Raw genomic sequence first — 12,053 nt, forward strand, 5'->3', positions numbered from 1 at the left:
GCGCGGGTTTCCTTTAATATCAGACCCTTAGATCAGATGTGCAATGCGCGACCATAGGCGTCAAGCACGGCCTCATGCATCGATTCACTGATCGTTGGGTGCGGGAACACCGTGTGCATCAGCTCTTCTTCCGTGGTTTCGAGCGTCTTGCCCACCACATACCCCTGGATCATCTCGGTCACTTCGGGGCCCACCATATGGGCGCCCAGCAGCTCGCCGGTTTTGGCGTCGAACACGGTCTTGATCATCCCCTCAGCGTCGCCCATGGCGATGGCCTTGCCGTTGCCGATAAACGGGAAACGGCCGACCTTGACCTCATAGCCCTGCTCTTTGGCCTTAGCCTCCGACAGGCCGACCGAGGCCACCTGCGGGTGGCAATAGGTGCAGCCCGGAATGCTTTCTGGTTTCACCGGATGGGCATGCAGGCCATTGATCAGCTCGGCCACCATCACACCTTCATGGCTGGCTTTGTGGGCAAGCCACGGCGCACCGGCAATGTCGCCAATCGCATAAAGACCGTCCACACCGGTGCGGCAATAGGCGTCGGTGACCACATGGGTGCGGTCAACCTTCACGCCAAGCCCTTCCAGACCCAGCCCTTCGACATTGCCGACAATGCCGACCGCCGAAATCACCGTGTCAAATTCCTGCTTTTCAACCTTGCCACCCACTTCGATATGGGCAGTCACCTTGCCCTTGGCACGGTCGAGCTGCTTAACCATGGCTTTTTCCATGATCTTCAGCCCCTGCTTCACGAAAGATTTCTTGGCAAAACCCGAGATCTCCGCATCTTCCACCGGAAGCACCCGATCCATCACCTCAACCACAGTGGTGTCCGCCCCCAATGTGTTGAAGAAGCTTGCAAATTCGATACCAATCGCCCCGGAGCCGATCACGAGGAGTTTCTTGGGCATACGCGGCGGGTTCAACGCGTGGCGATAGGTCCAGACCAGATCACCATCGGCCTCGAGCCCCGGCAATTCCCGCGCACGCGCGCCCGTGGCAAGGATGATGTTCGGAGCCGACAGCTCTTCGACGCCTTTGTCCGTTTTGACCGAAACCTTGCCCTTTGCAGGAAGGGTCGCATCCCCCATCACCACGGTGATCTTGTTCTTCTTCATCAGATGACCGATCCCGGAAGACAGCTGCTTTGCCACACCACGAGAGCGTTTCACAATGGCTGGCAAATCATAATCAATCTTGTCCGCCGACAGGCCAAACTCTTTGGCGCGATGCATCAGATGAAACACTTCAGCCGAGCGCAGCAGCGCCTTTGTCGGGATGCACCCCCAGTTCAGGCAGATCCCGCCCAGGTTTTCACGCTCGATGATGGCCACATTCTGACCCAGCTGGGCCGCGCGGATCGCAGCGACATAGCCCCCCGGGCCAGCACCAACAACAATTGTATCAAAGGATTTCGCGGCCATGGTTTCCTCCTGGTTTAGATACCGGTCTGCAAATATAGTTTGGCATTAAACTATTTTGTTCAACGGATCAATGAATTTGACGGAAAAGTCGAAATCTAGGCATCCCCTTGAAAAAAAGTCGAATTCCATCGCTCCATGATCAGTGTGCTGCTTTTTTCACCTTAGGCCAATAAAAAAGGCTGCACCAAAAGTGCAGCCTTATCAGATCTCGCCGGTTCGACAGCCCGTATTCAGGCGGTAAACTGGTTCAGGATCGCGGCATAGCCCCCCTCTGCCTGAAACGCCATTTCGGGCCCGGTCGAAGGTCGCGCCAAGACATCGTTACGATAGGGAAACCGACCGAAACGGCGGATCACTTCGCGATGCACCCGGGCATGCAGGACATTGCTGCCCGAAGCGCCCCCTTCCATCCTTGTCAGCATCAGGCGCACACAACGCTCCTGATCCGGGAGGTTTTCACTATGCATCAGGGGAAGATAAAAGAACTGACGCTGCGGTTCGGGAACGCGCTTGTCCCACCCTTTTGAGATCGCTCGCTTGGCCGCAGAGCGCGCCAGATGATCGGTCGCAAATGCCTTGCCACTGCCGCGGAACATATTTCGCGGCAACTGGTCCATAAGGATGATATAGGCCAGCGCGCACTCCGCATCCCTCATCCAATCGCTATACGCTCCGCCCTGCGCAGCCTCCCATTCTTTTTCAAACCGGTCCCGAATACGGGCATCAAGCTCTTCTGATCCCTGATACCACCCGTCCGGTCCAACGTCGTTCACCCAGAAGTCAATAATTTCACTCGGCGCACACATTGTGCCCTCCTCTACGCCTGCTCGTTCATGGAATCGTTACAAATCCCACCACGCATGCGCAATATCTTTCCTTAACCAGGTAACATCTTGAAATATTCTTCCCGAAAAAATGTAACATTCCCGCCATTCTGGTGAACGGAGCGGATCGGGGTGGCCGCTCCACCGACAAAACCATCAGTGGAGCGAGCAGGCAGATGCAGTGGTCGCGGGACAGTCAGCCCTGCGCCATGTCTCCTTCATTTGCCTCTTCGGCCCATACTTCCTGTGCCATATCAACAGCCACGGGGGAGGCCGCAGGCGACATGGTCATGTAGCTGCTGGTATCATCCATGGCAGGCGCCGCGCGCCGGGTGGACCGCCACAGGCCATATCCCAAAAGCAGCAGAAGAAGGGCCCCCATATAGACAAAGAAGCCCAGCGGACCCAGCACACTCATGATCCAGCCGGTCACAACCGGCCCCATGATTGCGCCGATACCATTGACGAAAATCAGACCCGCAGATGCGGCGGCCATGTCATCAACGTCCAGATAGTCGTTCACATAAGCCAGCAGCAGCGCATAAAGCGGGTTGGTCATACCGCCGACAAAAAATGCGGCCACCAGGAATGCGTAATAACTGGAGCCCGCAAACAGGGGGACAAACGACGCCACCCCCGCGATGCCGGCAACAACCAGGATCAGCCGTCGACGATCTGCCCGGTCAGAGATCCAGCCAATCGGGTATTGCAACACCAAACCGCCGATATAGAACATCGACACGAAAAACGAGATTTCCCCCACCGACATGCCGATTTCACTGCCAAACACCGCCGACATACCAAACATGGCTGCATAAACGCCGCCGACCACCATGATGCCGACAAAGCCCAGGGGAGACAGTAAAAATAGCTCACGCAGGCTCATCCCCTTGGTGTTTTCAAAAGCGGGGGTGGGGCTGATTGACAGAAGGATCGGGGCAAAGGCGATCGACACAAGCACCGAAGGCAGAATGAACAGCATAAAGCCACCGGGATCCCCCAGCACCAGAAGATATTGCGCAGTGATGATCCCCACCATCTGAACAATGAGATACAGCGACAATGCCTTGCCGCGGTTTTCGTTGTCAGCGGCATTGTTGAGCCAGCTTTCAGCCGTCACATACACGCCAGAAAAACAGAACCCGATGACCACACGCAGGGCGGTCCAGGCGATGGGGTGGGTCATCGCGGGATATAGGATCAGCACAGCCGAGATGAACGATCCGAGGGCCGCAAAGACCCGCACATGACCAACGCGCCGGATCATCAGCGGCGTCAGACGTGACCCGAACAGAAAACCCGCAAAATAGCCCGACATGACAATGGACATGTGAAACGTGGAAAACCCTTCGATCCCCCCGCGAATCCCAAGCAGCGTGCCCTGGACGCCGTTCCCAACCATCAACAGCATCATTCCCAAGAGCAGCGCCCATGAGCTTTTCAACACCTGAAACATATCCGCCTCCTAAAGCGTATCGGGATAAACTTGAGGCACATGTTTACCCCAAAACGCCCACATTTCTGATATCTCTTACCACATCTCAGCTTTGCCCTGTGTCAGGTTCATCCTGAAAGGCTTTGGTCCTCGGCAGAGACAAACCGATCTCTCAAAATAGAGAGGATCTGTATCAAATATCTGACAATCACGACCTGTTAAAGTCGCGTTTCGTCACCCGACCCCTCCGGGAAGCAGCAAAGAGGAATCGCCATAAGAGAAGAAGCGGTACCGATGGGTGATTGCGTGCTGGTAAACCGCGCGCATCCGGTCCTGCCCCATCAGGGCCGACACCAGCATCATCAGGGTTGATTTCGGCAGGTGGAAATTGGTCATCAGCCCATCGGCGATTTTAAACCCATATCCGGGCATGATGAAAATATCCGTCTCCCCCGCCCAGGCGGCAATCTGCCCCTGCGAGGTGGCTGCGCTTTCAATCAGTCGCAATGCGGTGGTGCCCACCGAGATCACCCGACCGCCCGCCGCCTTGGTCGCATTGATCTCCTCCGCCGCATTTTCGGAAACATGCCCCCATTCCGCATGCATTTTATGATCCCGCACATCATCCACCTTGACCGGCAGAAACGTCCCCGCCCCGACATGAAGCGTCACCTCGGTGATCCCGACGCCCATCTCGGCCACACGGGCCAAAAGCGCCTCGTCGAAATGAAGCGAGGCTGTCGGGGCAGCGACCGCGCCGGTCTTCTTGGCAAAGACGGTCTGATAATCCACGACATCCTGCGCGTCAGCCGCGCGCTTGGCCGCGATATAAGGGGGAAGCGGCATTTCCCCGGCCTCTTGCAGGGCTGCGTCAAAATCCACGCCGGACATGTTGAAGGCCAATACCCCCTGCCCGTCTTCCTTGTTCAAGAGGGTTGCACTCAGCCCCGCGGCAAACGCGATCACCTCCCCCTCACGCACCTTGCGCAGGGGTTTGATCATCGCACGCCAATACCCGTCCGCGGTGGGAGACAAGAGCGTCACTTCGATTTTTGCCTGTCCTTCCCCAGGCGCCTGCCCCGCGCGGCTGCGGGTCCCAAACAGGCGGCCGGGAATGACCTTGGTATTGTTCAGCACCAGCCGGTCACCGGGACGCAGCCAGTCACACAGGTCACGCACATGGGCATCCACCTGCCCCTCCGGGGTCGCCACAAGCATCCGGCTGGCCGGACGCGGGCGCACAGGACGGGTTGCGATCAGCTCTTCAGGCAGGTCGAAATCGAAATCACTCAGTTTCATCTGGTATTCTTGTCCGGGATCAGTTCGGTTGAGACGGTTTGGGCGGCGGTTTGCGACGGAAGATGTCTCTAAAGATCCCCGGCGTAAAAAGCGAGAGCAGATTTACGTTTACATTCGGCAGATCCGGCGTGCCCTCAAGGCTGTAATTGAACCCGACCAGCCCCTCGCCTTTGCGCGCCATGACCCGACCGACGGAATTCACGAAATAGAAGGGGGACACCACCCCCTGCATCTCCATCCTGCTGCTGCCCAGATGATAATACCCATCCATTGAAATCCCCATGGACGGCCCGACTGCCGAACTGCGATAAACCGAGACCTTTTCGGGATCGAGGCGGAAGCGGCCCTCGACCTCATTGAACTGAATTCCCTGCCCGCCCAACTGCTGCAACAGCCCGACGACAGAGATGGCCGAGAGCAGCTCCGCCATGGCCGGGGCCTCCCTGACCGAGATATCCGAAATCTTGACTTCGCCATCATAAGTGCCTTTTGCACCGCCAGGCGCCAGAACAAGGTTCATCTTGCCGCCGACGGCGGATTTGAACACCCCTGCCGCTTTCATCACCCCCCCGGCATTGGCAGAGGTGATGCGAATGGCCGTTCCTTTGGCCTGCGGGGCCACCACCCCCGAAATGGCCGGGCCATTGGCGACGCGGGCCTTAAAGGTGCCGGTGGTGCCGTTATGCTGTGTGAAATCCCCGGCAAACCCGGTCAGGACAATTCCGTTCGACACGATCAGGCGATCCAGCTGCAGATCAATGGGCACAGCCCCTTGAACGCTGCCCCCTCCTTTGCCACCGCCCAGGGTAGCCTTGCGCATATCCAACGTGCCCCCCCTGACCGAAATCGCAGGGGGCACGCCCTTGCCGCGACCAACCAACGTGACCGGAGCTTTAAGCCACCCTCCCAGACTGACCTCGGAAAACTCGGCAGCTTCCAGCTCTTTTTGGGCATTAAACCGCATCTGCCCAACTGCGGAAAACCCGGGCGCCTTGATTTCGAAGGACGGAATGGCCGCCGGTTTGCTCAACACTGCCTCCAGCAGCAAATCCCCTTTGGATGCTCTGGGTTTGGACCAGCCAAGCGCGCTGATCGCGAGGCCCACGCCCCTCAGGTCAGATCGGGCCGTCAGGCGTGGCGGCGTATCTGGGGCAAGCGTGATCTCATAGGACAGCGTCCCGCGTCCGCTCAGCGTTCCCTTTGGGAGTTCGATCTGAAGTTCATCCAGCAGGCGCTGGTCCAGCGGCAGGTCACCGGTGACACGTGACGCCTGCCCGCGCCCGGTTTCCGGATCCAGCGGCATGACCCATTTTGTGCTGAGCGGCGCCTTGCCCAAACGCCCCTGCCCGGTCAGGATGATGGCGTCATTGCGGGCCGAAAGCTCACCGCTTTTCAGTCGTAAAACCTCTTCAGGGATCAGGCTATCGCTGACCACATTGCGCAGGGTTGCATTCAGGTCATATTCCGCCTCTTGCGGGCGCAGTTTACGCTTCAACACCAGATGGATAGGCCCGGTAAGCGCGAACCTTCCGCCGGACACCACATCCGGTCCAAGTGTCTTGCTGTGCTTGAAGATCCGAAACGGCGGTCTGGACAGCACATCAAGCGCGGCCGGCACCGCACCACGCAGGTTCAGATCCACCCGCGCAGGCGCCGGTTTGGTCTTCATGTCAAGAACAACAAAACGCGTTCCGGCAATGTCAATCGCCTCATGCCCCTCGGGACGCACCACCCCTTTGTCAGCGGCCACAATCAATTGGTTGTTTTCAATATAGAGCCGGCCCGACGCCTCCTCGACCGGCACCATGTCACGCACGACGGTTGCTTTGAGGTCCTTGAAATCCGAACTGACCGCCACAACCGGCTTCTGCCCCGGCTTCACCCGAACCGAGGCACTCACATCCTCAAGATAACCGGAATGGACATTTTTTTTGGTCCAGGTGCGGGATTTGAGGCTTTTCTCGCGGATCGGCCAGAAGGTCACCACCTGCTCTGGCGTCACTTTCTTCGCAGTCAGATCCAGCGCCAGATCCCAGCTTTGATTGCGCACCGCAGCGCGCCCGCGACCGGTGGCTGTCACCGGGTTCATCCCATCGTCATAGCTGACGGATAACGCCCCCAGATCGAGTTCAAAAGGATCGAGACGCAGACGAAAATCCGCCTGCCCACCAGCAAGATCAACCGGCCCCTCAAACAGGTCTGGCGGAGAAATCCGAGCAGATGACAGCGCCAGTTGGCCGATCAGTTCAGCAGGCCAGCCCCGATCCCAGCCACGCAGGTAGGCATGACCGTCTATTTTCGCCTCCCCCCAATCAGAAAGAACGGAAATCTCAGCAAAATCAATACGCTCCCGTTCCGGGTCATAATCCATATAGACCTTGCCACCGTCAAATCGGATCGGCGCGACCCCCTCGCCCGGCGTGATGGCCCCTTCGCCAAATTCCAATGTGCCCGCCAGATCTTCGATCCCGCCTGCATCATTGATGACCGTATGCAAAGCGCCGGAAATCGGGGCGTCCACCACAGACAGGAACGCCATCACCGGGGATTGGGCCGCGATATCCTGGGCAAGTGCGTTCTTGAAGGTCGCGGTCATCGTGGCCCCGGTGCGCCCCTTGAACGCGCGGAACCCCAAGATGGTCTCGGCCAGTTCCTCGGTCTGGTTGAACACGTCAAAGGCGACGCTGATATCCACCGCTTCCTCGTTATGGGTAACCTTGAGCCGCCCATCGGTCACCTGCCACAACCGGCCCGAGCGAGCATCTTCAAGCGTAATTGTCAGGGCTTCTGTCGTGATATCCTCAAGCCCGGACAGCTTGCCGGATGAAAATTCGCTGTCGATCACGTCGAGAATGGTGGCAAGATCCCCGGTTGCCCCGCCACCGGCCCCGAAACTCAGATCGAACTCACCATTGGCGCGTCTGCGAAGGGTCACCTGCGCGCCATGCAGGCGCAGCCAGGCGGGTTTGATCTCACCGCGCACCACATCGCGAAAATGCATGCCCCCTTCAACCGCATTCAATCGCGCCACTTCCAGACCGGTCTGATCCTTGATGCCCACATCCACCATGCGCAGACGGGGGATCCCCTTGGGACTGAAACCGAACTCCAGCCGGTGCAGGGACAGGTCCGCCTTGTCTGTCTGTTGATTGATCACCGTTTCGACCTGCCGGGTCAGCCAGTCCGGCAAGGTCACAACCCGCCCCGTCAGGGACATGGACAGCATGATCGCGAAAAGCACAGCCCCCACGGCCAGAAGCACGGTCCAGATGCTCAGATGCCATTTCAAGCGGCGGCGTCTGCGGGCTTTTCGCGCTGCAATCGGACACATCGGGCCATCGGGGCCGTCCACAACCGGGCCATGGCGGCCTGAGATCGGCGCGGTATTGTCGGGCAGACCCTGGCCACGCTCGATCTTCGGCACAATATCGACCGTCGCGCCACCATCCTTGCCGCCATCCTCGCTGCCCGTCAGGGGCGCGTGGGGAATATGGTTGTCTGATGTGCCCATATGTGCCGAGCGTGCCTTTCACCAACTGCTCCGAAAACCGCCCCTCGGTTTGGTCTTTTTCACCAGACCTTGCCCCGATTGACCGCGCCCTTTCATATTGCGCTTTTTGGCCGTAAAACAAAAGCCTGTGAATAGCTAAACCGCATCGGGAAGGAAGCCAAGCAATGGACGCAACCCCTTTGGAAACAGGCGCAATTGCGCCAGATTTCACATTGCCCCAGGACGGGGGGGATCCGGTCACCTTGTCACGGGTCGAAACGGACGGTGCGCGCACACCCGTTGTCTTGTTTTTCTATCCCAAGGACAGCACCCCCGGCTGCACCACCGAGGCACAGGATTTCTCATCCCTTCTGCCCGATTTCCAGTCGCTGGGCGTGCAGGTCTTCGGGATCTCGAAGGACAGCCTGAAACGCCACGAAAACTTCCGCGCCAAGCAGGCGCTGACTGTGCCTCTTCTGTCTGATGCGGACGCGCAGGTCTGCGAGGCATATGGAACATGGGGCGAGAAAAAGAACTATGGCCGGGTTTATCTTGGTATCACCCGCACCACCTATCTGATTGATGCAGAAGGTAAAGTCGCCAAAGCATGGACCAAGGTCAAGGTCAAGGATCACGCCCAGGCCGTGCTCGAGGCCGCGCGCGAACTGGTTGAACAATGACCCGGACCCAGCTTTCCAAACCGCTGGCCCAGATGGCCGAAGAGGTGCTGCGCACCGCTGATGGTCGCGAAAAATGTGCCCTGTCACGCCGTTACGCCGCAGAATGGTTTGCCGCACGCGACGGTGGAGATCTGCCGGAGATCGGAACCGCCGCTCCACCGGATTTTCCCGCCCGACCGGACCATCCCGAACTGAAAGATCCGCGTGACGTGCCCAAGCGCAAACCCGGCAGCCCAGAAGGACGCATCGCGCTTCTGCATGCCGTGGCGCATATCGAACTGAACGCCGTGGACCTGCACTGGGACATCATAGCCCGGTTTTCCCATATCAAGATGCCCCCCGGCTTCTTTGACGACTGGGTCAAGGCCGCTGATGAAGAAAGCAATCATTTCAATCTTGTCTGCGACCGACTGGAAGCCCTTGGCAGCCATTACGGCGCATTGGCGGCCCATGCGGGCATGTGGCGCGCCGCCGAAGACACAAAAGATGACATCATGGGGCGCCTCGCGGTGGTGCCGATGGTTCTTGAAGCGCGCGGGCTGGATGTGACCCCCGGCATGATCAACATCTTCCGGTCCGCAGGCGATTTGGACACCGTGGCAGCACTTGAGGTGATCTATGCCGAGGAAGTTGGCCATGTGGCCTATGGATCCAAATGGTTTCATTTCCTCTGTGGCCGCCATGATCTTGATCCCAAAGACACGTTTCACGGGTTGGTCCGCCGCTACTTCCATGGCGCGCTCAAACCACCCTTCAACGAAGAGAAGCGGGCCGAAGCCGGCTTGCCCCCGGATTTCTACTGGCCACTTGCCGAAGAGACACCGAAACGCGCAGGGGGCACGCCCACGTAACCACAGACCCACCCAAGATCGGATCGGCGGCATCCTGCCCGGAATGCGACATAACTGCCTTGGGGGGCAAAATTTCTTGCACCAACGCCGGTCGCACGGTAATCCGTTTCCGAACATTTAACGGGCCACGCGAAAAAGGTCCGAAAATGCCGGGGAATGGGAAGCCTCAACCGGGGCGAAAAGCGAGGTCTGTCTTGAAGACACGTCTGATCGACAAAATGAATCACGGGCTGGAGCGTTTCTTTCCGGAGCAGCGTCTGTTCCTGCGATCGGATGATGGCACCCGGTTTATTCGCCTGTCCCCCATGACACAGCTGATCGGCTGGACCGGTTCAACGCTGTTTGTCGCATGGTCCATTATCGCCACTGCCGTGTTCCTGATGGACAGTATCGGTTCGGGCAATCTGCGCGATCAGGCCGAACGCGATAAGCAGCTTTATGAAAAGCGCCTGCAAAGCCTGTCGGCCGAACGTGACACCCGGGCAGAAGAGGCGGCGGCAGCCCAGGCACGTTTCAACAAGGCGCTCACAGAAATCTCGGACATGCAAAGCGAGCTTCTGGCCTCGGAAGAACGCCTGCGCGAACTGGAAACCGGTATTGGCGTCATCCAGGGCACCCTGCGCCGCACTCTGAGCGAACGGGATGATGCGCGCGACAGCCTCGAAGCAATGATTGCAGAGAAAGCCGGCGAAGAGCAAAAGGCCTCTCCGCTTCCGAAACAGGCGCGTGACACCCTGACATTCCTGACGGCAGCCCTTGAAAATACTGCGGTCGAACGGGATCTTCTGGCCGAACAATCCCTTGAAGCGCAGCAATACGCTCAGGAAATGTTCTATGAAAGCCGTCTGCGCGACGAGCGCAACGACCAGATTTTCCGCCAGCTTGAAGATGCGGTCTCGGTCTCGATGGAACCGATGGACAAGATGTTCCGCCAATCCGGTATGTCGGTGGATCACATCCTGAGCCAGATCAAACGCGGCTATTCCGGTCAGGGGGGGCCAATGACGCCGCTGATCCTCTCGACCCGTGGCGGCGAACCCGATGCCGATGCCACGCGCGCCAACGAGATCCTGAGCCGGCTGGATCAGATGAACCTTTACCGCATTGCGGCACAGAAAATGCCCTTTGACATGCCGGTGAAATCCGGTTTCCGCTTCACCTCCGGGTTTGGGCGGCGCTGGGGGCGCATGCATAATGGCACCGATTTTGCAGCGCCGATCGGCACACCGATCTACGCACCGGCCGATGGGGTCGTTACCTTTGCCGGCTGGAGCTCGGGATATGGCCGTCTGGTCAAGATCCAGCATGAGTTCGGAATTGAAACCAGATATGCGCATCAATCTGCCATTCGGGTGAAAAAGGGCCAAAGGGTATCGCGCGGCGACAGAATCGGTGATATTGGAAACTCTGGGCGGTCCACCGGACCACATCTGCACTACGAAGTGCGAGTCGGCGGCAAGCCCATCAACCCGATGATCTACATCAAGGCAGGACGAGATGTTTTCTAAATCCAGGATCAATGAACCGGGCCCCAAGGCCGGCGACACCGACGCAAAAGCAGCCGCCCCCGAAAAGCCCGCCATTCCGACCCCTGCAGCCCCCCCGGCCGCAGCCCCCAAGGCAAAACCGCCTGCATCCACCCTGTCCTCGGACATCGTCATCAAGGGTGACGTTCGCTCGACCGGCGATATCATCGTCGAAGGCACCGTCGAAGGGGATATTCGCGCCCATCAGTTGACGGTTGGCGAAGGCGCCACGGTCAAGGGTGAAGTGGTTGGTGACGATGTGGTCATCAATGGCCGGATCATCGGCCGCCTGCGCGGGTTGAAAGTGCGCCTGACCTCGACCGCACGTGTCGAAGGCGACATTATTCACAAGACCATCGCCATCGAAAGCGGCGCGCATTTCGAAGGATCTGTGCAGCGTCAGGATGATCCGCTGTCCAAAGGCGCCAAGCCGATCCCATCGGCCCCTGCGGCCCCGGCAGCTCCCAAAGAATAAGCGCTTTGACAGATGCAGAAAGGCCGCCCCGGGGCGGCCTTTGGCG

General features: G+C 58.7%; 9 protein-coding genes. 4 read left to right on the forward strand and 5 right to left on the reverse strand.

Annotated elements, in window-relative coordinates; all coding sequences use genetic code 11:
• Positions 1-32: 32 nt before the first annotated feature.
• The 5 genes from lpdA to K3J57_RS07625 form a co-directional block, all read right to left on the reverse strand.
• Positions 33-1,427 carry a dihydrolipoyl dehydrogenase gene (gene lpdA, locus K3J57_RS07605; RefSeq protein ID WP_259790392.1) on the reverse strand — a complete coding sequence of 465 codons (1,395 nt, stop codon included), beginning with the start codon at positions 1,425-1,427 and terminating at the stop codon, positions 33-35.
• Between the two features lie 230 nt (positions 1,428-1,657).
• Positions 1,658-2,233: a DUF924 family protein gene (locus K3J57_RS07610; protein ID WP_173488019.1), complete on the reverse strand. Its 576-nt coding sequence runs from the start codon at positions 2,231-2,233 to the stop codon at positions 1,658-1,660.
• 214 nt (positions 2,234-2,447) lie between these two features.
• Positions 2,448-3,707, reverse strand: coding sequence for an MFS transporter (locus tag K3J57_RS07615; RefSeq protein WP_259775282.1), 1,260 nt, complete (start codon positions 3,705-3,707; stop codon positions 2,448-2,450).
• A gap of 213 nt (positions 3,708-3,920) precedes the next feature.
• On the reverse strand, positions 3,921-4,985 hold the full coding sequence (queA, locus tag K3J57_RS07620; RefSeq protein ID WP_259795315.1) for a tRNA preQ1(34) S-adenosylmethionine ribosyltransferase-isomerase QueA: 1,065 nt from the start codon (positions 4,983-4,985) through the stop codon (positions 3,921-3,923).
• A gap of 19 nt (positions 4,986-5,004) precedes the next feature.
• Complete coding sequence (locus K3J57_RS07625; protein WP_259790413.1) at positions 5,005-8,496, reverse strand: DUF3971 domain-containing protein; 3,492 nt, start codon at positions 8,494-8,496, stop codon at positions 5,005-5,007.
• A 164-nt stretch (positions 8,497-8,660) separates the two neighbouring features.
• On the opposite strand from K3J57_RS07625, the gene bcp reads away from it, so the two are divergent.
• The 4 genes from bcp (at position 8,661) to K3J57_RS07645 (ending at position 12,007) form a co-directional block, all read left to right on the forward strand.
• The gene (bcp, locus tag K3J57_RS07630) at positions 8,661-9,155 is read left to right on the forward strand and encodes a thioredoxin-dependent thiol peroxidase (protein ID WP_259790416.1); all 495 of its coding nucleotides are present in this window, start codon (positions 8,661-8,663) and stop codon (positions 9,153-9,155) included.
• The gene (locus K3J57_RS07635) at positions 9,152-10,006 is read left to right on the forward strand and encodes a ferritin-like domain-containing protein (RefSeq protein ID WP_259783343.1); all 855 of its coding nucleotides are present in this window, start codon (positions 9,152-9,154) and stop codon (positions 10,004-10,006) included. The genes bcp and K3J57_RS07635 overlap by 4 nt, the downstream gene beginning before the upstream one ends.
• 194 nt (positions 10,007-10,200) lie before the next feature.
• Positions 10,201-11,514, forward strand: coding sequence for a M23 family metallopeptidase (locus K3J57_RS07640; RefSeq protein WP_259783344.1), 1,314 nt, complete (start codon positions 10,201-10,203; stop codon positions 11,512-11,514).
• Positions 11,504-12,007 carry a bactofilin family protein gene (locus K3J57_RS07645; protein WP_259790419.1) on the forward strand — a complete coding sequence of 168 codons (504 nt, stop codon included), beginning with the start codon at positions 11,504-11,506 and terminating at the stop codon, positions 12,005-12,007. Before K3J57_RS07640 ends, K3J57_RS07645 begins: the two co-directional genes overlap by 11 nt.
• The last annotated feature ends 46 nt before the right edge of the window (positions 12,008-12,053 follow it).

Origin of the sequence: Aliiroseovarius crassostreae, assembly GCF_025137635.1 — a bacterium.
GTDB classification, from domain to species: Bacteria; Pseudomonadota; Alphaproteobacteria; order Rhodobacterales; family Rhodobacteraceae; genus Aliiroseovarius; species Aliiroseovarius crassostreae.